The sequence below is a fragment of the Leifsonia sp. Root227 genome, from assembly GCF_001428745.1.
In the GTDB taxonomy this organism is placed as follows: Bacteria; Actinomycetota; Actinomycetes; order Actinomycetales; family Microbacteriaceae; genus Leifsonia.
This window is the reverse complement of record NZ_LMIO01000002.1, coordinates 756296-775456: the sequence shown is the minus strand read 5'-3', so window position 1 is coordinate 775456 and position 19161 is coordinate 756296. Positions and strand designations below refer to the sequence as shown.

At 68.8% G+C, this 19161-nt stretch carries 18 protein-coding genes and 1 pseudogene; 4 read left to right on the top strand and 15 right to left on the bottom strand.

Annotation, left to right across the window (positions count from 1 at the left end; translation table 11 throughout):
- Nucleotides 1–68: 68 nt before the first annotated feature.
- The 8 genes from era to hrcA are packed head-to-tail and all read right to left on the bottom strand — an operon-like array spanning nucleotide 69 to nucleotide 7126.
- The gene (gene era / locus ASE16_RS08565; RefSeq protein WP_055893635.1) at nucleotides 69–962 is read right to left on the bottom strand and encodes a GTPase Era; all 894 of its coding nucleotides are present in this window, start codon (nucleotides 960–962) and stop codon (nucleotides 69–71) included.
- Complete coding sequence (locus ASE16_RS08560; protein ID WP_055893632.1) at nucleotides 959–2257, bottom strand: hemolysin family protein; 1299 nt, start codon at nucleotides 2255–2257, stop codon at nucleotides 959–961. Before ASE16_RS08560 ends, era begins: the two co-directional genes overlap by 4 nt.
- Before the next feature lie 7 nt (nucleotides 2258–2264).
- Nucleotides 2265–2726, bottom strand: coding sequence for an rRNA maturation RNase YbeY (gene ybeY / locus ASE16_RS08555; RefSeq protein WP_055893629.1), 462 nt, complete (start codon nucleotides 2724–2726; stop codon nucleotides 2265–2267).
- A 9-nt stretch (nucleotides 2727–2735) separates the two neighbouring features.
- On the bottom strand, nucleotides 2736–3857 hold the full coding sequence (locus ASE16_RS08550) for a PhoH family protein (RefSeq protein WP_402849735.1): 1122 nt from the start codon (nucleotides 3855–3857) through the stop codon (nucleotides 2736–2738).
- Nucleotides 3847–4200: a histidine triad nucleotide-binding protein gene (locus ASE16_RS08545; RefSeq protein WP_055893626.1), complete on the bottom strand. Its 354-nt coding sequence runs from the start codon at nucleotides 4198–4200 to the stop codon at nucleotides 3847–3849. The genes ASE16_RS08550 and ASE16_RS08545 overlap by 11 nt, the downstream gene beginning before the upstream one ends.
- Before the next feature lie 23 nt (nucleotides 4201–4223).
- Nucleotides 4224–4964 carry a 16S rRNA (uracil(1498)-N(3))-methyltransferase gene (locus ASE16_RS08540; protein WP_055893623.1) on the bottom strand — a complete coding sequence of 247 codons (741 nt, stop codon included), beginning with the start codon at nucleotides 4962–4964 and terminating at the stop codon, nucleotides 4224–4226.
- 7 nt (nucleotides 4965–4971) lie between these two features.
- The gene (gene dnaJ / locus ASE16_RS08535; RefSeq protein ID WP_055893619.1) at nucleotides 4972–6078 is read right to left on the bottom strand and encodes a molecular chaperone DnaJ; all 1107 of its coding nucleotides are present in this window, start codon (nucleotides 6076–6078) and stop codon (nucleotides 4972–4974) included.
- A gap of 28 nt (nucleotides 6079–6106) precedes the next feature.
- A complete protein-coding gene (gene hrcA, locus ASE16_RS08530; RefSeq protein ID WP_055893616.1) occupies nucleotides 6107–7126 on the bottom strand; it encodes a heat-inducible transcriptional repressor HrcA in 1020 nt (339 codons plus the stop codon).
- A gap of 157 nt (nucleotides 7127–7283) precedes the next feature.
- Between hrcA and ASE16_RS08525 the strand changes: the two genes are divergently transcribed.
- Entirely contained in the window at nucleotides 7284–7886 is a 603-nt protein-coding gene (locus tag ASE16_RS08525; protein ID WP_055893612.1) for a DUF4870 domain-containing protein, read from the top strand.
- A 143-nt stretch (nucleotides 7887–8029) separates the two neighbouring features.
- Nucleotides 8030–8410 carry a DUF4870 domain-containing protein gene (locus tag ASE16_RS08520; RefSeq protein ID WP_055893610.1) on the top strand — a complete coding sequence of 127 codons (381 nt, stop codon included), beginning with the start codon at nucleotides 8030–8032 and terminating at the stop codon, nucleotides 8408–8410.
- Between the two features lie 95 nt (nucleotides 8411–8505).
- Here the strand turns inward: ASE16_RS08520 and hemW are convergent, their stop codons facing one another.
- The 5 genes from hemW to ASE16_RS08495 form a co-directional block, all read right to left on the bottom strand.
- The gene (gene hemW / locus ASE16_RS08515) at nucleotides 8506–9732 is read right to left on the bottom strand and encodes a radical SAM family heme chaperone HemW (protein WP_055893608.1); all 1227 of its coding nucleotides are present in this window, start codon (nucleotides 9730–9732) and stop codon (nucleotides 8506–8508) included.
- A 1-nt stretch (nucleotide 9733) separates the two neighbouring features.
- The gene (locus ASE16_RS08510; RefSeq protein WP_055893606.1) at nucleotides 9734–10381 is read right to left on the bottom strand and encodes a DUF1990 family protein; all 648 of its coding nucleotides are present in this window, start codon (nucleotides 10379–10381) and stop codon (nucleotides 9734–9736) included.
- 225 nt (nucleotides 10382–10606) lie between these two features.
- Entirely contained in the window at nucleotides 10607–11143 is a 537-nt protein-coding gene (locus ASE16_RS08505) for a hypothetical protein (protein WP_157480221.1), read from the bottom strand.
- Nucleotides 11144–11148: 5 nt separating this feature from the next.
- The gene (gene lepA, locus ASE16_RS08500) at nucleotides 11149–13002 is read right to left on the bottom strand and encodes a translation elongation factor 4 (RefSeq protein WP_055893601.1); all 1854 of its coding nucleotides are present in this window, start codon (nucleotides 13000–13002) and stop codon (nucleotides 11149–11151) included.
- A gap of 160 nt (nucleotides 13003–13162) precedes the next feature.
- A complete protein-coding gene (locus ASE16_RS08495; protein ID WP_055893599.1) occupies nucleotides 13163–14380 on the bottom strand; it encodes an amidohydrolase in 1218 nt (405 codons plus the stop codon).
- A 108-nt stretch (nucleotides 14381–14488) separates the two neighbouring features.
- Here ASE16_RS08495 and ASE16_RS08490 point away from each other — a divergent pair, with 108 nt between their 5' ends.
- Together ASE16_RS08490 and rpsT are read left to right on the top strand one after the other, a co-directional pair.
- The gene (locus ASE16_RS08490; protein ID WP_055893596.1) at nucleotides 14489–15379 is read left to right on the top strand and encodes an NAD-dependent epimerase/dehydratase family protein; all 891 of its coding nucleotides are present in this window, start codon (nucleotides 14489–14491) and stop codon (nucleotides 15377–15379) included.
- 219 nt (nucleotides 15380–15598) lie between these two features.
- The gene (gene rpsT / locus ASE16_RS08485; RefSeq protein ID WP_055893591.1) at nucleotides 15599–15859 is read left to right on the top strand and encodes a 30S ribosomal protein S20; all 261 of its coding nucleotides are present in this window, start codon (nucleotides 15599–15601) and stop codon (nucleotides 15857–15859) included.
- Between the two features lie 79 nt (nucleotides 15860–15938).
- On the opposite strand, the gene holA is transcribed toward rpsT, so the two are convergent.
- Both holA and ASE16_RS20365 read right to left on the bottom strand, forming a co-directional pair.
- Nucleotides 15939–16982 (bottom strand): DNA polymerase III subunit delta, encoded by a 1044-nt coding sequence (holA, locus tag ASE16_RS08480; protein WP_055893588.1) that lies wholly within the window; start codon nucleotides 16980–16982, stop codon nucleotides 15939–15941.
- Between the two features lie 662 nt (nucleotides 16983–17644).
- A pseudogene (locus tag ASE16_RS20365) lies at nucleotides 17645–18868 on the bottom strand (ComEC/Rec2 family competence protein); the annotation flags it as partial.
- Nucleotides 18869–19161 lie beyond the last annotated feature (293 nt).

Here is a 19161-nt window from a genome sequence, read left to right as displayed (position 1 = left end):
GGGCAGGAAGCCGCGCCCAGCCGCGGATTTCATCCCAGGGATGTACGCAGGGACCGGAACGCCGCCGCTCAGAACCCCAGCCGCCCGAGCTGCTTCGGGTCGCGCTGCCAATCCTTCGCCACCTTCACCCTGATCGACAGGAACACGTGCTTGCCGAGCAGCTCCTCGATCGGCTTGCGCGCCGTCGCCCCGACCTCCCTGATGCGGCTGCCGCCCTTGCCGATCACGATCGCCTTCTGGCTGTCGCGCTCCACGAACAGGTTCGCGTACACCTCGACCAGGTCTTTGTCGTCGCGCTCGATGATGTCGTCGATGGTGACGGCCAGCGAGTGCGGCAGCTCGTCCTCGACGCCCTCGAGCACGGCCTCGCGGATGTACTCGGAGATCCGGTCCTCCAGTCCCTCGTCCGTGACGGCGTCCGACGGGTAGAGCGGGGCGGGCGAGAGCGGCAGCAGGCGCATCAGCTCGGTGGTGAGCGTGTCCAGCTGGATGCGGCTGGTCGCCGACAGCGGAACGATCGCCTCCCACTCGCGCAGCGCCGAGACCGCGAGCAACTGCTCGGCCACGGCCGCCTTGCTCGCCGCATCGATCTTGGTCACGATCGCGACCTTCTTTGCCCGCGGGTACTCGTCCAGCTGCTCGTTGATGAACCGGTCGCCCGGGCCGATCTTCTCGTCGGCGGGCACGCAGAACCCGATCACATCCACGTCGCCGAGCGTCGACTGCACCAGCGAGTTCAGGCGCTCGCCGAGCAGCGTGCGCGGGCGGTGGATGCCGGGGGTGTCGACCAGGATCAGCTGGCCGTTCTTCTGGTGGACGATGCCGCGGATGGCGCGGCGGGTGGTCTGCGGCTTGGAGGAGGTGATCGCCACCTTCTCGCCGACGAGCGCATTGGTCAGGGTGGACTTGCCGACGTTGGGACGGCCGACGAACGACGCGAAGCCTGCATGGAAGTCGTTCACGAGTGGTTCTCCTCTTCCGGCGCCCCTGGCGCCGAGATCAGTGCGGCGTCGCGTTCGACGAGCACGGTGGTGACGTGTTTGCGGCGGCCCTCTGTGCGGTCCACCGTGAAGCGGAGGCCGTGGCTGGAGGCGGTGGAGCCGACATCGGGCAGGCGGCCGAGCGCCTTGGCGACCAGTCCACCGACACTGTCGACGTCGTCGTCCTCGATCTCCGCGTCGAACAGCTCGCCGAGGTCGTCGAGCGGCAGGCGCGTGCTGACCCGGTAGCGGCCGTCGCCGATCTGCTGCACGAGCTCGACTTCGTGGTCGTACTCGTCGGAGATGTCGCCGACCAGTTCCTCGATCAGGTCTTCCAGGGTCACCAGGCCCGCGATGCCGCCGTACTCGTCGACCACCATCGCCAAGTGGTTGGACTCGAGCTGCATCTGCCGCAGCAGAGCGTCGGCCTTCTGCGACTCGGGTACGAACAGCGGAGGGCGGGCTATGTCTCCCATGGTGATCTGGTCGGCGCCGAGCGGGCTCTCGAAGCTCAGCTTCGCCACATCCCGCAGGTAGAGCACGCCGACGACCTCGTCCGGATCGCCGTCGATCACCGGCATCCGGGACACCCCCTTGCTGAAGAACAGGCCCATCGCGGTGCCGAGGCCGGCGGTCTTGTCGACCGTCACCATGTCGGTGCGCGGGATCATCACTTCGCGCACGACCGTCTCGTTGAACTCGAAGATCGAGTGGATGAGCTCGCGGTCGTCCTCTTCGAGCACGTCGAACTCGGTCGCCTCGTCGACGATGCTGAGCAACTGCTCCTCGCTCGCGACCGGCGCTGACCTGGCACGGGACGGGGTCACCCGGTTCCCGAGCGCCACCAGCCCACCGGCGATGGGACCGAGCAGCACCCGGATGAAGCGCACGAGCGGAGCGGTCAGCCGCAGCAGCATCGTGGAGTTGGCACGTCCGACGCTGCGCGGGCTCGCGCCGACCAGCACGAACGACACCGCCGTCATGATGAGGGCGGAGAGCAGCAGGGAGATCCACCACTCCTCGAAGATCTGCTCGAATGCGAGCGTGACGAGCACCGCGGCCGTCGTCTCCGCCGTGATGCGGCTGAAGTTGATCGCGTTGAAGTGCGCGCCGGGATCGGCGGCGATGGCGAGCAGCGACTTCTTCGCGCGCGACGTCTCCGCCAGCTCGGCGATGTCGTTCCTGGACTGCACGGACAGCGCGGAGTCCACAGCGGCCATCAGGCCGCCGAAAGCGACGAGCAGGAACGCGACGATGAAGAACAGCGTTGCGAGCATCCGGTGCCTATCGCTGTCGGTCGTAGCGGGAGAAACCCACCAGGATGTCGCGCTGGATGCCGAACATCTCGCGCTCCTCCGCCGGCTCGGCGTGGTCGAAGCCGAGCAGGTGCAGGATGCCGTGCGTGGTGAGCAGCAGCAGCTCCTCCATCAGGGAGTGTCCAGCCGTCTCCGCCTGGGCCTGGGCGACCTGCGGGCAGAGCACGACATCGCCGAGGAGCCCTGCCGGAGCCGGCTCCTCTTCCGTGCCCGGACGGAGCTCGTCCATCGGGAAGCTGAGGACGTCCGTCGGACCAGGCTCGTCCATCCACTGCACGTGCAGCTGCTCCATCGCCGCCTCGTCCACCAGGACGATGGCGAGCTCGGCGTCCGGATGCACGTGCATGATGTCGAACGCGTACCCGGCGAGGCGCTGCAGGGCCGCTTCGTCCACCGCGATGGCCGACTCGTTGTTGACTTCGATACTCATGGGCCGGGCCTAACGTCGTTTCGGGAAGCGGTCGCGCGGGACGGAGGAACGGCGCTCAGCGCGGTTGGCGAACTCCGCCGCCTGCTCGCGCTCGTAGTGCAGCGCCTGCTTCTGCGCGTCGTACTCGGTGTACGCGTCCACGATGCGGCCGACCAGCGTGTGCCGGACGACGTCGTCGCTGGTGAGCCGCGCGAAGTAGATGTCGTCGATGTCCTTGAGCACACGCGTGACCAGGCGCAGACCGCTCGCCGCGGTCGGCAGGTCGACCTGCGTGATGTCGCCGGTGACGACCATCCGCGAGCCGAAGCCGAGCCTGGTGAGGAACATCTTCATCTGCTCTGGCGTGGTGTTCTGCGCCTCGTCGAGCACGATGAACGAGTCGTTGAGAGTGCGCCCGCGCATGTACGCCAGCGGTGCGACCTCGATCGTGCCCGCTGCGAGCAGCTTGGGCACGATGTCCGGATCCATCATCTCGTTGAGGGCGTCGTAGAGCGGACGCAGGTACGGGTCGATCTTGTCGGTGAGCGTGCCTGGCAGGTAACCGAGCCGCTCCCCCGCTTCCACGGCCGGGCGCGTCAGGATGATCCGGTTGACCTCTTTGCGCTGCAGGGCCTGCACGGCCTTCGCCATCGCGAGGTAGGTCTTTCCCGTACCTGCCGGGCCGATGCCGAAGACGATCGTGTTGTGGTCGATGGCGTCGACGTACTGCTTCTGGCCGAGCGTCTTCGGCCGGATCGCCTTGCCGCGGGCGGTGAGGATCGCCTGGCTCAGCACATCCGACGGACTCAGGCCGAGGCCGGTGTCGAGCATCTTGGCCGAACTCGTCACCTCGGCAGGGCTGATCTCCTGGCCGTTGCGCACCATCAGCAGCAGTTCCTCGATCAGGCGGCGCGCAGCATCCACCTGTGCCGGGTCACCGGTGAGTGAGATCTCGTTGCCGCGCACATGGACGCTGACCTGCGGGTACTGCCGCTCCAGAGTGGTGAGCAGGCGGTCTTGCGGGCCGAGCAGCCGCACCATCTGCACGCCGTCGACGTGCAGGCGCGCCTCGGACGCGGCCGCCGATTCCGTGGCAGCCGCTGCCGTGGCTTCCGGTTCTCCCGCTGCAGGCGTTGATTCGCTAGTCGGCAAGGCTTCCTTCCTCGAGCTCTCCGCTCAGAACGTGGGCATGAACATGGAACACGGTCTGTCCCGCATTCGCCCCTGTGTTGAAGATCAAACGGAAATCGCCGTCCGCGTGTTCCTCGGCGAGTCGTTTCGCCGTCGCGACCAGCTCGGCGAGCAGCGCCGGGTCGCCCGCGGCGAGCTCCACGACGTCGCGATACTGCTGCGTCTTCGGCACCACCAGCAGGTGCACGGGCGCCTTGGGCGCGATGTCGCGGAACGCGATGATGCGCTCGCCGTCGTAGACGATGTCGGCCGGGATCTCCCGCGCGATGATGCGCGTGAAGATCGAGGGCTGCTCGGTTTCCATGGTTCCCATCTTAAGCGCGCCGTCTACCAGCGACCGCTGGATGCGTTCAGCACCGCCAGAGCTGCCGGCCCGGCGGTCGACGTGCGCAGCACTGTCGCGCCCAGGCGCACGAGCTCTGCCCCTGCGTCGCGGAACGCGTCGAGCTCGGACGGAGCGATGCCGCCCTCCGGGCCGACCACGAGCACGAGGGGGCGGCCATCCAGGGCGGCCTCGCGCACTGCGTCGGTCAGCTTCGCCTCGGCGTCCGGCTCGAGCACCAGCACGCGCGCATCTGCGCACAGCGCGGCGACCTGCGTGGTCGTGGCCAGCTCGCCGACCTCCGGCACCCAGGCGCGGATCGACTGCTTCGCCGCCTCGCGCACGATGGTCGCCCAGCGCTCGCGGCCCTTGGCGACCTTCTGGCCCTCCCACCGGGAGACGGAACGGCTCGCGGCCCACGGGACAACCGCATCCACCCCGAGCTCGGTGGCCGCCTGGATCGCGAGCTCGTCGCGGTCGCCCTTGGCGAGCGCCTGCACGAGCGTGATCGCCGGCGCGTGACGCTCGACGCGCTGCACGTCGGCCACGTCGATGGTGAGTGCGGTGTTCGTCGCCTCGACAACCTCGCCGCTCGCAACCAGACCGCGGCCGTTGCCGATCATCACGGTCTGGCCCGGCCGCGTGCGGTTCACCGTCGCAGCGTGCTTCGCCTCTGACCCCGTGATCGACAGGCGTTCGCCGACCGCGGCGTCGGCCAGGTCTTCGCGCAGGTAGAGGGAGCTCATCGCAAGGTCAGACGTTCAGGAAGCGGTCGCGCAGCTTCGCGAACAGCCCCTGCTGGAACCGCGCGAGCGACGGGTCGTCCTGCTTGTGGGTCGCGGCGAACTGCTTGATCAGCTCGCGCTCCTTGTGGTCGAGCTTGGTCGGGGTGACCACCTGGATACCCACCCGCAGGTCGCCGCGGCCGTTGCCGCGCAGGTGCGTGATGCCGCGGTCCTTCACCGTGATGATGTCCGCGCTCTGGATGCCAGCCTTCAGCTCCAGCTTGATGTCGCCGTCGAGCGCCTTCACCGTTGCGGTCGTACCGAGGATCGCATCCGTCATCGCCACTTCGAGCGTGCAGAGCAGGTCGTCGCCGTCACGGCTGAACACGTCGTGGTGCTTCACCTTGATCTCGAGGTACAGGTCGCCGTTCGGGCCGCCGGCGGGGCCGGCCTCACCGCTGCCCGGCATCTGCAGGCGCAGGCCGGTGTCGACGCCGGCGGGGATGTCGACGGGGACTGTGCGACGGGCGCGCACGCGGCCCTGGCCCTGGCAGGTGACGCACGGGGTGGCGATGACGGTGCCGTAGCCGCGGCAGGTGCCGCACGGCGTCGAGGTCATCACGTTGCCGAGCAGCGAGCGGACCGACCGCTGGATGCTGCCGGTGCCGTGGCAGATGTCGCAGGTGACCGGCGCGGTTCCCGGCTGGCAGCACGAGCCGTTGCAGGTCTCGCAGACGACGGCCGTGTCCACCTCGAGGTCGCGGTGCGTGCCGAAGATGACCTCGTCGAGGTCCACCTCCACGCGCAGCAGGGCGTCCTGGCCGCGCTCGCGACGCGACTTGGGGCCGCGGGACTGGCCGCCACCGCCGAAGAAGGTCTCGAAGATGTCGCCGAAGCCGCCGAAGTTCTGGCCTCCCCCGCCGAATCCGGCCTGCGGCCCGAGGTCGTACTGCTCACGCTGCTGCGGGTCGCTGAGCACGTCGTACGCGTGGGTCACCAGCTTGAAGCGTTCTGACGCCTCGGCGGACGGGTTCACATCCGGGTGCAGCTCACGGGCGAGGCGACGGTACGCCTTCTTGATCTCGTCGGGGGTGGCGTTGCGCTCAACGCCCAAAACTTCGTAGTGGTCGGCCACAGACGGCTTATCCTTCGTGTTCGTTGTCTTATTCGCCGAGCAGGCGGGAGAGGTAGCGGGCCACCGCTCGCACGGCGGCCATGTTGCTCGAATAGTCCATGCGGAGCGGGCCGAGCACGCCGAGACGCGCCAGCTCCGACCCGGATGCGGTGTAGCCGCTCGACAGCACGGAGGTCTCCGCGAGCCCGAACGACGCGTTCTCGCGGCCGATGCTCACCGCCACCCCGTGCTGATCGCCCGCCATCTCACCGAACAGCTTCAGCAGCACCACCTGCTCCTCGATGGCTTCGAGGACGGGGTAGATGCTCCCGGAGAAATCGTGCTCCGTGCGCACCAGGTTCGCGGCGCCCGCCATCACGAGCTTGTCCTGACGGTTGGCAGCGATCTGCTCCATCAGGGCGGAGGCGACGGGAGCGACCAGCGCCTGGGTGCGCTCGGTGAGCGCATGAGGGAGCTGGGCGAGCCTGGCGGCGGCGTCGGCGAGCGGAAGGCCGGCCGCAGCGCCGTTGATGGCGCCCCGGATCTCCGCGACGTCCTCGTCGGACAGCTCCGCCGCGAGTTCGATGGTGCGCTGCTCGACGGCGCCGGTGTCGGTGATCAGAACGCTGAGCAGCCTCCGCGGAGCCAGCGTGACCAGCTCGATGTGCCGGATGCGCGACCGCGACACCGACGGGTACTGCACGAGGGCGACCTGGTTGGTGAGCTGGGAGAGCATCCGGACGGTGCGCGCGAGAACGTCGTCCAGGTCGGCCGACTCACCGAGGAACACCTCGATGGCCTGGCGCTGCGCCTGACTGAGCGGACGCACCTCGGCGAGGTGGTCGACGAACAGGCGGTAGCCCTTGTCCGTCGGCACACGACCGGACGAGGTGTGCGGGGCGGCGATCAGGTCTTCCTCTTCGAGAGCGGCCATGTCGTTGCGGATGGTCGCGGCGGAGACGCCGAAGGAGTGGCGCTCGACGATGCTCTTGGAACCGACCGGCTCCCGCGAGGCGACGTAGTCCTGCACGATGACACGCAGCACTTCGAGGCTCCGCTCAGAAACCATCCGACCCGCCTCCCGAAGACCCTTAGCACTCGCTGAACCTGAGTGCTAATCATAACGCGCTGACACGCCCACGCGACCATTGCCCCACCGCGAGCGGCGGCAGTACGGTATGCGCACAGGTTCGATTCGTACGATCCGCGAACGAAAGGCTCCGACCATGAGTGACCCGAACCAACCGCCGGTCGATCCGGCAGGCGGCGGCGTCCCACCGCAACAGCCGAACGTACCCCCGCAGCAGCCGACAGGCCAGGTGCCGCCGCAGGCGCCGCAGCAGCCGTACGGCGGGCAGGTGCCTCCGCAGCAGCCGTACGGTCAGCAGCCGCCGCAACAGCCGGGCCAGCCATACGGCCAGCAGCCAGGCCAGCCGTACGGTCAGCAGCCCGGCCAGCCGTACGCGGCGCCCGCCGCACCGCTCGACCCCACGCAGGACAAGCAGTGGGCATCGTTCGCCCACCTCGGCGGCATCCTCTGGATCCTGCCGTCGCTGATCATCTTCCTCGTGTTCAAGGACCGCGGGCAGCTGACCAACCAGGAGTCCAAGGAAGCGCTCAACTGGCAGATCACCTGGATCATCGTCTGGGTCGCCTCCCAGATCGTCGGCGCCGTGCTGGCGTTCACCGGCTTCGGCTGGCTGATCTTCGGGCTGCTCATCCCGTGGATCCTCTACGTCGTCAACCTGATCTTCTCGATCCTCGGCTTCGTCAAGGTCAACGGAGGCGGCACATACCGCTACCCGGTGAACTTCCGCTTCATCAAGTAGCCCGTTCCGCTGCGTCGAAGACGCCGAGAGACTCCGTGTCTCTCGGCGTCTTCCCAGTTTCGGCACGTTTGCCCTACTGTTATGGCTGACGATCCCGTCCACGACCCCGTCCGCCCCCAGCGGGCGAAGCCAAGGAGAGAACAATGTCCGCAACGCCCCCGCCGCCGCCCAGCGCACCGTACGGAGGCCAGTCCCAGCAGCTCAGCCCCTCGGATGAGAAGCTCTGGGCGACGCTGGTCCACATCGGTGGCATCATCTTCAACTGGATCCCGGCCCTCGTCGGCTACCTCGTCCTCAAGGACAAGGGACCGTTCGTCCGCGCGCACACCGCGACCGCTCTGAACTTCCAGATCACGATCTTCATTGCGTACATCGTCGGCGGCATCCTGTCGATCGTGTTCGTCGGCGTGATCATCATCGCCGCGGCCGCTGTGTTGAACATCGTCTTCAGCATCATCGCCGCGATCAAGGCCAACCAGGGTCAGTACTACGTGTACCCGGTGGCGATCAAGTTCGTCAGCTAGCACCACGCGCCACGAACGCCCCGCCTCAGGACCTCTGTTCCGAGCCGGGGCGTTCGTCGTTTCGGGGTGCGCGTTCCCGGCTGCTCGGGATGCGGTCAGTCGTCGAGCAGGCGGCGGACGACGGCGTCGGCCAGGAGGCGGCCGGAGAGCGTCAGCTCGATCGTCCCGCGGAGCGCTGCACGCGCATCCACCAGCCCGTCGGCGATGAGCCCGGCGACGGCCGTGCGTCCGTGCTGGTCGAGCTCGGCGGTGGCGATGCCGTCCCTGATGCGCGTGAGCAGCAGCACGCGCTCGACCCGCCTCGTCTCCGCATCCAGGGTCTCGCGGCCGGCAGCGGGCGACTCCCCCGCCTGCACTCGGCCGGCGTATGCGGCAGGATGCTTCACGTTCCACCAGCGGACCCCGCCGACGTGGCTGTGCGCGCCGGGTCCGACGCCCCACCAGTCGTGTCCCTGCCAGTACGCGAGGTTGTGCCGCGACCGGTGGTCGTCGTCGCGCGCCCAGTTGCTGACCTCGTACCAGCCGTATCCGGCGTCGGCGAGGCGCGCATCCGCCAGCTCGTACATGTCGGCCTGCAGGTCCTCGTCCGGTTCCGCGACCTGACCGGACTTGATCTGCCTGGCCAGCTTGGTCCCGGTCTCCACGATCAGCGAGTACGCCGAGAGGTGATCGGGGCGGCAGGCGATCGCGGACCCCAGCGACCGCTCCCAGTCCTCCAGCGACTCGCCGGGCGTGCCGTAGATGAGGTCGAGGCTCACCTGAAGCCCTGCATCCCTGGCCCACTCCACCACCAGCGGCACGCGCTCAGGGTCGTGGGTGCGCTCCAGCGTCGCCAGCACGTGCGGCACGGCGGACTGCATCCCGAACGACACCCGGGTGAACCCGGCGTCGGCGAGGCTGCGCAGGTAGGCGGCGTCGACGGAGTCCGGGTTGGCCTCTGTGGTGACCTCGGCGCCGGATGCGAGCCCCCACGCATCCCGGACGGCGGCGAGCATCCCGGCCAGATCCGAGGCGGGAAGCATCGTCGGCGTTCCTCCACCGAAGAACACGGTGGACGCCTCCCTGGCGGGAAGCCCGCTCTGCTCCAGTGCGCTGGCGGCGAAATCGACCTCCCGCTGGGCGTGGCCGGCGTACTCGGACTGCGAGACGCCGCGCAGTTCGGTCGCGGTGTACGTGTTGAAGTCGCAGTATCCGCAGCGCACCCGGCAGAACGGAACGTGCAGGTACACGCCGAACGCGCGCTCGGCGACGCCGTCGAGTACGGAGGTTGGCAGGAGGCCGTCTGCGGGAGCAGGGTCGCCGAGAGGAAGAGCGCTCGGCACCTCAGGCCGCCCTGGCGGGAAGCAGCGACCGCAGGTACTTCGCGGTGTAATGACGCTGGGCGAGTCGCAGAATCGGCGACACGAGCCGGTAGAACGCGGTCGACGGCCGATAGAACGCGCGCAGCACGAACCACACGGACCCGTCGTCGCGCAGCTCGACCAGGAACGCCTCCTCGCCGGACTCCGGGTGGCCGTGCAGGGTGCCGTACGCGAACCCGGCGCGATGCTGCTCGTCGATGACGTAGACGACACGGACGGGCGCAGACACGTGGACCGGCCAGAACGGGATCTTCAGCACGGCGGTCATGCCGTTGGCGATGTACGGCGACCCGTCGTCCGCGAAGATCGCCTCCGACGGCCGGTGTTCCTGCATCTTCGCCGGGGTGCCGTCCGGGTTGAACACGACGCCCTCGTACTGAACGCCGGTGCCCTCATGCGTCTCGGTGACCTTGATGCCGCTCCCCCGCTGCACCCCCCACGTCATCAGGGCGGTGACCGTGGATGCGAACCGCTCCTCCCCGCTGCCGATCCGCGCCTGACGGATGAACGACTTGTAGCCCTTCGGCGGGTAGTAGAGCAGGTCGGGAGCCTGCGTGCCACCGACCGCACCGTAGGTGACGGGCTGATCGGTGAACGTTGAGCGACGCATTGGTGCTACTTCTCTTCCTCACTCTGTGTGCCCAGTCTCCAACGGGTGGAGCCAGACGACAACTCTACTTGGCGCGCGCCACGCGGGAGGAAATGGGGCGGGTGAGGGCGTGAGGTAATGAGCGCGCGTCGCGCTGCCCGTCATCCCACGAGCTGCCGCGGTGAACAAGCCGAATCGACACGACCAGTACGCAGCGGCGCAGAACGCGTGCGGAGTGCGTGTCGTTCAGTCCGGGCGGGCGAGCGACTTCGCATCCGATGCGCCGCGGCCCGCGCGCACCTTACGTCGCGCGTGTTCCGCATGGATGAACGCGCTCGAGCTCGGCAGCCAGAGCAGCACCGTCGCGGCGATGCTTGCGGCGTCAAGCGCCAAAGTCGGGGAAGGTTCGGTGAGGGACAGTATGGCTGTGAGACCGACGAGAACAGTCAGCAGAATACGCGCCCACACCCGACCGCGGAACACCAACCAGCCGCAGAGCACGGGAAGCTCGGAAATCACCAACGCGACGAGCATCAACCCCACCCCGAGCGCGACGGTCGTCCCCACCATGGCGGGAATCCTGACCTCGAAGACACCCTTCGCCTCCAGGGTGTGCGACGCACGAGCCGCGAAGTCCTGCCAGTCATGGGTCGCAAATGTCACGATGAACTGCACGGCGATGACGAGGCCGACCAGCAGGAGGAGCGCCACAGCGACGCGAAGGGGCGCCGGCGGGGTTTCGCGCTGCCGACGACCGTCGCGGCCCATCAGAGAACCGGACACCGAGCCTACTTCTTGTCCTTCTTCTCCACGTCGCCGGACAGGGCGGCGATGAACGCCTCCTGGGGGACTTCCACGCGGCCGACCATCTTCATGCGCTTCTTGCCCTCCTTCTGCTTCTCGAGGAGCTTGCGCTTGCGGGTGATGTCGCCGCCGTAGCACTTCGCCAGCACGTCCTTGCGCATCGCGCGGATGCTCTCGCGGGCGATGATGCGCGCACCGATGGCCGCCTGGATGGGGACCTCGAACTGCTGACGCGGGATCAGCTCGCGCAGACGGCCGGTCATCAGGACGCCGTACGCGTACGCCTTGTCGCGGTGGACGATCGCGCTGAACGCATCCACCTGCTCGCCCTGGAGGAGGATGTCGACCTTCACCAGGTCGGCCTCCTGCTGGCCGGTGGGTTCGTAGTCGAGGGAGGCGTAGCCGGCGGTGCGGCTCTTGAGCTGGTCGAAGAAGTCGAAGACGATCTCGCCGAGGGGCATCGTGTAGCGGATCTCGACACGGTCCTCGCCGAGGTACTCCATGCCGAGGAGCGAGCCGCGGCGGCTCTGGCAGAGCTCCATGATGACGCCGACGTAGTCCTTCGGCGCGAGGATCGCGGCCTTCACCATCGGCTCCTCGACCTTGGCGATCTTGCCGCCGGGGAACTCGCTCGGGTTGGTGACCGTGATGACCTTCTTGTCCTCGGTGGTCACCTCGTAGATCACGCTGGGCGCCGTGGTGATGAGGTCGAGGCCGAACTCGCGCTCCAGGCGCTCGGTGACGATCTCCAGGTGCAGCAGACCGAGGAAGCCGCAGCGGAAACCGAAGCCGAGGGCGACGGAGGTCTCGGGCTCGTAGACGAGGGCCGCATCCGACAGCTTGAGCTTGTCGAGCGCTTCGCGCAGTTCCGGGTAGTCGCTGCCGTCGATCGGGTACAGGCCGGAGAAGACCATCGGCTTCGGCTCTGTGTATCCAGGGAGCGCATCCGTCGCCGGTTTGGCAGCCGATGTCACGGTGTCGCCGACCTTGGACTGGCGCACGTCCTTCACACCCGTGATCAGGTAGCCGACCTCGCCGACGCCCAGCCCCTTCGACGGTGTGGGCTCCGGGGCGGAGACGCCGATCTCGAGGATCTCGTGCGTCGCCCGTGTCGACATCATCTGGATGCGCTCGCGCGGCGACAGCGTGCCGTCGATCATGCGCACGTAGGTGACGACGCCGCGGTAGCTGTCGTAGACGGAGTCGAAGATCATGGCGCGCGCAGGGGCGTCCTTGACGCCGACGGGCGCGGGGATGAGGTCGACGACCCTGTCGAGCAGCGCGTCGACGCCGATGCCGGTCTTGCCGGAGACGCGCAGGACATCCTCCGGCTTGCCGCCGATGAGACTGGCGAGTTCGGCGGCGTACTTGTCAGGGTCGGCGGCCGGCAGGTCGATCTTGTTCAGCACCGGGATGATCGTGAGGTCGTTCTCGAGCGCGAGATACAGGTTCGCGAGTGTCTGCGCCTCGATGCCCTGAGCGGCATCGACCAGCAGGATCGCGCCCTCGCACGCGGCGAGAGAGCGGGACACCTCGTAGGTGAAGTCCACGTGACCGGGGGTGTCGATCATGTTCAGGGTGAACGCCTGGCCGTCGTCGTCCGCCCAGGGCATCCGGACGGCCTGGCTCTTGATCGTGATGCCGCGCTCACGCTCGATGTCCATTCGGTCCAGGTACTGCGCGCGCATGTCGCGCTCGGCGACGACGCCGGTGATCTGCAGCATCCTGTCGGCCAGGGTGGACTTGCCGTGGTCGATGTGGGCGATGATGCAGAAGTTGCGGATGAACGCCGGATCGGTCGCGGCGGGCTCGAGGGCCTTCAGAGCTCGTGGTGACATTGTGCTGCGATTCTCCCACGGCAACGGGCGCGTCTCCTATTCGAGGCAGCGTCAGCTCCGACGACTCGTCGCGAAACGCCGTGCGGCACTGGGCGCGCACGGCGTTTCGACACGAGTGGCTGGCCGGGGTGGGCCGGGGTGGGCCGGGGTGGGCCGGGCGTCAGGCGAAGCGTTCCGCGCGCTCCACGACGATGCCAGCGCCGTTCTCCCAGCGGTAGACCTCGGCGCCGTCGATGAAGACGCGCTCGGCCCGGGAGTTGACGTCGAGCGGGTCGCCCGACCAGATCACGACGTCGCCGTCGAGGCCGGGGGTGAGCGAGCCGACCCTGTCGTCGAGCTGCAGGAACGCCGCAGGGTTGACCGTCAGCGCCTCCAGAGCCGTCTCGCGCGGCAGGCCCTCCTTCACCGCGAGCGATGCCTGGTGCACGAGGAAGTTGATCGGCACGACGGGGTGATCGGTCGTGATGGCCACGCGGACGCCTGCGGCGGCGATCTTCGCGAGGTTGCCGATCGCGCGGTCCCGCAGCTCCACCTTCGACCGCGAGGTGAACATCGGGCCGAAGATGACCGGGATGTCACGCTCGGCGATCACGTCGGCGATCTTGTGGGCCTCCGTGCCGTGGTTGATCACCAGGCGGTAGCCGAACTCGTCGGCGAGTCGGATCGCGGTGGCGATGTCGTCGTGGCGGTGGGTGTGCTGATCCCAGGCGAGCTCGCCGTCGAGCACGCGCACCAGCGTCTCCTTGCCGAGGTCGCGGGCGAACGGCTTGCCCTCCTTCTGCGCATCGTCGCGCTGGGCACGGTAGTTCTGCGCATCCACGAACGCCTCGCGGATGATCATGGCGACGCCCAGCCGCGTGCTCGGGGTGACGTTCTTTCCGCCGTAGACGCGCTTCGGGTTCTCGCCCAGCGCGGACTTCACACTGACGGCCTCCCGCAGCACCTGCTCGTCGATGGTGCGGCCGCCCCACGACTTGATGGCGACGGTCTGACCGCCGATCGGGTTGCCGGAGCCCGGCTTGACCACGATCGAGGTGACACCGCCGGAGAGGGCGTCCCTGAAGCCCTCGTCGTCGATGTTGATGGCGTCGATGGCGCGGACGGCCGCGGTGTTCGGGGTGGTCATCTCGTTGGTGTCGTCACCCGCAGGGCCGTTCGCCTCCTCGTGGATGCCGACGTGGCCGTGCGACTCGATGAAGCCGGGGAGCACCCACTTACCTGCAGCATCCACGGTCTCGACGCCGTCCGGAACACTGATGTCGGCGCCGACGGCGGCGATCTTCCCGTCCTGGATGAGGACGGTGCCGTTCTCGATCGGGTCACCGGCGACCGGGACGATATATGCGTTGACGATGGCGACAGAAGAGGTTGTGGTCATGGATTCGAGCCTACGCCCGGGGTGACCGGCGGATGCGTGCGGGTGCGTGCGGGTGCGCGGCCGGCGCATGGCGGGAATGGATCGGGTGGATGCGCGATTGTGGTCTGCATGAGCATTCTTCTGACCGGCGCGACCGGCTTCATCGGATCATCCGTCCTCCCCCGCCTCATCGAGGAAGGGCACAGCGTCACCGCGCTGGTCCGCGACGAGGCGAAGGCGGCGCAGGTCGAGGCGGCGGGCGCGACCGCGCTCATCGGCGACGCGACGGACAGCGAACTGGTCGAGCGGGCGGCGCGCGACAGCGACGGCGTCATCCACCTGGCATCGGCGAAGGACGTCGACCCCGGCTTCGTGAAGGCCGTGCTGACCGGCCTCGCCGGCAGCGGCAAGTCGTTCGTGCACACCGGCGGGATCTGGACGTACGGCTCGAACGCCGACATCGTCGAGGACTCCCCCTCCGCACCGCCTGCGCTCACAGCGTGGCGCGGAGCGACCGAGGCGATCGTCCTCGCGGCCGAAGGCGTTCGCACGGCCGTCGTCGTTCCCGCGGTGGTCTACGGACGCGGCACGGGAATCCCGACAGTGATCGTGGATGCGCCGCGCGGCACGGGGGTGTCTCCTGCGATCCGTCTGGTCGGCGACGGCACGCAGCACTGGACGACGGTGCACGTGGACGATCTCGCCGCCCTGTATGTGCTCGCGTTCGAGAACGGCGACGCAGGCGCGGTGTACCTGGGCGCCAGCGGACAGAACCCGACGGTGCGGGAGCTCGGCGAGGCAGCGGCCGCTGCCGCTGGCGTGGTCGGCGGCGTGCAGGAGGAGAGCGCGGAGGACAGCCGTGACCGCCTCGGCGCGGCGTTCGCCGACGCGCTGCTGCTCGATCAGCAGGCCCGCGGGAGCAAGGCGCGCATCGACCTCGGCTGGGAGCCGAACGGCCCGACACTGCTCGAGGAGATCGCGAGCGGTTCGTACGCGCCGCAGGCGGTCGCTGCGGAGTAGTCGCCGACTCGTCGAAGCGGCGCGTGCGGGCGCGCGACTCCGGGGATGCGCCGCCTGCCTGACCAGGCCAGGCGCATCCCCGGTCCGGTTTGGCGCTGAGGCGGCGCACTGGTAAAGTTGTTTGTTGGCTTGCGTGTGGGTTCGTCCGCACGACTGCCGCAAGGCGCCCTCTCTCGCTGAGCGGCTCATCCGAAACTCACTTCTAACGAAAGTAACCACGTGGCAAACATCAAGTCGCAGATCAAGCGCATCGGCACCAACAAGAAGGCGCAGGAGCGCAACAAGGCTGTCAAGAGCGAGGTCAAGACCGCCGTTCGCGCAACCCGCGAGGCCGTCGCAGCAGGCGACAAGGACAAGGCGACTTCGGCGCTGAAGCTCGCAGGCAAGAAGCTCGACAAGGCGGCCAGCAAGGGCGTCATCCACAAGAACCAGGCCGCCAACAAGAAGTCGGCGATCGCCAAGCAGGTCGCAGCTCTCTAAGCAGCACCAGCATCCCGGACCAGATCCGGCAGCGAAGAGCCCCCGTCTCCGGACGGGGGCTTTTCGCGTGTGCGGGAGGTTACGCTCCTCGGCCGCGGGCGCTCACGATGCGGATCATGCGCTCGAGGGCGAAGACGGGGTCGCGGCCGCCGCCCTTGACGTTCGCGTCGGTTTCGGCGAGGACCTCGATGCAGCGTCCGAGCCCGTCTTCCGTCCAGCCTTGGAGGTCGCGCTTGGCGCGGTCCACCTGCCATGGGGCGAGCCCGAACTGTTGCGCCAGCTGGCCGGAGCCGCCGCGGGCGCCGGACAGCTTGGCCATCGTGCGGACCTTGCTGGCGAACGCGGCGACCATCGGAACGGGGTCGGCGCCCGACGCCAAGGCGTGGCGCATCGTCACCAGGGCCTCGCCGTAGCGGCCCGCGATCGCGGCGTCTGCGACGTGGAACGCGTTCGTCTCGACCCTTCCGCCGTAGTACTTGTCGACGGTCGCCTCCGTGACCTCCGCTGCGGTGTCCGAGATGAGCTGCTGGCATGCCGCCGCGAGCTCGGCGAGGTCGTCGGCGAACGCCGAGGTGACCGCTCGCAGCGCGCCCGCTGTGATCTTCTTGCCGGCGCTCCTGAACTCGGCCTGAGCGAAGTCGTACTTGTCAGCGTCCTTCTTGAGCTCTGTGCAGACCACCTCGATGCCGCCGCCTGTTCCAGCGCGGATGGTGTCGAGCAGCTTCTTGCCGCGCACCCCGCCTCCGTGCCTTAGCACGACGACGGTGCCGTCCGCTGTGCCTGTCAGGTAGTCGAGCATGTCGCTCAGGAAGGAGTCGTTGCACTTCTCGACGGCATCGACCCTGATCAGTCGCGGCTCGCCGAACAGGGAGGGGCTCGCGAGAGTGAGCAGCTCCCCCGGCGCGTAGTCGCCAGCGTTGATGTCGCTGATCTCGAGGCTCGGGTCCTCCGCTTTGAGGGTGTCGCGCAGCATCCGGATGGACCGGTCGGCGAGGAACCCCTCCGTGCCGGAGACGAGGACGACGGGCGCCGTCCTGATCTGATTCCAGGCGAGCTGCGGGATGACGGCGCTCGGCGCCCGTCCCTTGCTCGCGCTCGCCCTGCTGCCGCCTCGTGCCGCCACGTTCCTCCTCGGTCCGTTCCAGTGTACGGGCGGCCACCGTCACGGGAGGCCGGTCGGGAGGCGATGGACGCGGTGGCAGAGGTGCCCGCGGCCGCATCGGCGGGCTCCCGCCGCTCTGTCCAGAGTTCGAGGGTGCCTGGCTCGGGACCGGGCGAGACGAGGAGAAGTCCGGAGGTGTCGGTGCGGGCGACAGCCGCGCCTGCTGTGGCGAGCATCCCGAGCGCGGAGGGGGTCGGGTGGCCGTAGCCGTTGTCGCGGCCGACGGACACGAGGGCGAGGGCTGCGTTCAGCCTGGAGTAGAGGCGTTCACTCTGGTCGGCGGAGCCGTGGTGGGCGACCTTGACCACGTCCACCTGATCGACGACCCCCGCGCCAAGCAGGGAACTCTGTGTGTCTTCGCCGAGGTCACCGAGGAAAAGGGAGCGGATGCCTCGACCGTCGACGGCGACGACGATGCTGCCGGGGTTACCGGTCAGCGCCGAGACCCCCTCCAGCGGCACGGGAGGCCAGAGGATGCGCCAGCGGAGCGCGCCGAGCATCCCGCCCATGCCCGCGAAACCCTGGTCGAGTTGCGCGCCGGATCGTCGCAGGCTGTCGATGGCGTGGCGGTCGAGGTCGCGGCCGGGCTCACCCACGATCGCGCGCGCGACCCGGCCGTCGAGAGCGGAGAGGCCGCCGACGTGGTCGACGTCGAAGTGGGTGAGCACGAGGAGGTCGATGCGCGCGATGCCGAGCCTGTCGAGGCAGGCGGCGGCGAGGTCGGGGTGGCGTCCGACGTCGATCATCGCGACCTGGCCAGCGTCGCGGATGAGGAGCGCATCGCCCTGCCCGACATCGCAGGCGGCGATCTGCCACGCGTTCGGCAGCGCGGTCAGCCGGCCGATCGAGCCGCCCCCGAGCATCCCGAGATAGCCGGACGCTCCGAGAGCCAGGGAGGACGCAGCCGCGGTGGCGAGAACCCCGCGGCCGACACGGCTGCGCGTGAGCACCAGCACGGCGACGGCCGCCAGCGCGGCGGCGCACAGCACCACGCCGACGAGGCCGTCCGCCCAGGGCAGAGCGCTTCCAGGGAGCCCGCTCGTGGTCGTGGCGACCTGGGCGATCCAGGCGGATGGCAGCCAGGCAGCCCACACCAATGCGTGCCCGAGACCAGGGATGAACGGTAGGGCGAGGCACGCGAGACAGCCGAACAGGGTGGCGACCGGCGCGGCGGGACCGGCCAGTAGGTTGGCGACCACGCCGTAGAGCGGGAGGGTCGGCGTAAGCATGATCAGCACGGGCTGGCACGCGAGCTGGGCGGCGAGTGGCACGGCGACGGCCAGCGCGAGCCCTCTCGGCAGCCACCGGCTCAGGATGCGCGTGAGCGGTCCAGCCAGGACCACCAGCCCACCGGTGGCGAGCACCGAGAGCGCGAAGCCGTAGTCCCTCGCAAGCCACGGATCATGAACGAGCAGCACGATGACGGCGATGGCGAGGAGCGGCAGGCCACGCGACGGTCTGCCCCGAGCGATGCCGAAGAGGACGACGACGGCCATCGTGGCCGCACGGATCACGCTCGCGCCCGGCGTGACGAGTGCGACGAACGCAGCGAGGGCGAGAAGCGCGACGGCCACCCTGCTGCGCCTGCCGAGGCCGACGCGAGCGCTGACGAAGAAGGCCGCCGCCGTGACGAGAGCGCAGTTGGCGCCGGAGACCGCCGTGAGATGGCTGAGGGAACTCGTCTTCATCGCGTCGTCCAGGACTGACGGGACGGCCCTCTCGTCGCCGATGGCGAGTCCGGGAAGAAGCGCGCCGCCGTCGCCGGGAATGGTCGCGGCGGACGCGGCGAAGCGCTCGCGGACCTGGTCGGTCCAGGCGAGCCACCACGGAGGGTCCTCCAGGCGCATGATCGGGCTGTCGGCGGAGATGGTGAAGCTGGTCTTCTCGCCCGCGGGGTTACGGGTGATGGTGCCGGTAACGCGGAGGAGGGTGCCGAAGGCGGGCGGACGGGCAGATTCTTCGGCCAGGGTCGCGACGATCGTGACGGGGGCGGACGCTGCAATTGCGGTGGGTGATTCGGCCCCAACGCGCGGCGAACCCGCGGCGGTGCCTAGGGCCGCCTCGCTCTCCCCGCCTGCGGCGGTGCCGGGAGCCCCTGTGTGCTCCCGGCCCACGAGGACCGACTCCGTGGTGCCTCGCC

Bases quoted from the DNA above. Each gene is read 5' to 3' on its own strand.
- ASE16_RS08545 (WP_055893626.1), bottom strand. From the start codon at position 4,200: ATGGAAACCGAGCAGCCCTCGATCTTCACGCGCATCATCGCGCGGGAG.
- ybeY (WP_055893629.1), bottom strand. From the start codon at position 2,726: ATGAGTATCGAAGTCAACAACGAGTCGGCCATCGCGGTGGACGAAGCG.
- ASE16_RS08525 (WP_055893612.1), top strand. From the start codon at position 7,284: ATGAGTGACCCGAACCAACCGCCGGTCGATCCGGCAGGCGGCGGCGTC.
- ASE16_RS08560 (WP_055893632.1), bottom strand. From the start codon at position 2,257: ATGCTCGCAACGCTGTTCTTCATCGTCGCGTTCCTGCTCGTCGCTTTC.
- ASE16_RS08490 (WP_055893596.1), top strand. From the start codon at position 14,489: ATGAGCATTCTTCTGACCGGCGCGACCGGCTTCATCGGATCATCCGTC.
- lepA (WP_055893601.1), bottom strand. From the start codon at position 13,002: ATGTCACCACGAGCTCTGAAGGCCCTCGAGCCCGCCGCGACCGATCCG.
- ASE16_RS08540 (WP_055893623.1), bottom strand. From the start codon at position 4,964: ATGAGCTCCCTCTACCTGCGCGAAGACCTGGCCGACGCCGCGGTCGGC.
- ASE16_RS08520 (WP_055893610.1), top strand. From the start codon at position 8,030: ATGTCCGCAACGCCCCCGCCGCCGCCCAGCGCACCGTACGGAGGCCAG.
- ASE16_RS08495 (WP_055893599.1), bottom strand. From the start codon at position 14,380: ATGACCACAACCTCTTCTGTCGCCATCGTCAACGCATATATCGTCCCG.
- hrcA (WP_055893616.1), bottom strand. From the start codon at position 7,126: ATGGTTTCTGAGCGGAGCCTCGAAGTGCTGCGTGTCATCGTGCAGGAC.
- ASE16_RS08510 (WP_055893606.1), bottom strand. From the start codon at position 10,381: ATGCGTCGCTCAACGTTCACCGATCAGCCCGTCACCTACGGTGCGGTC.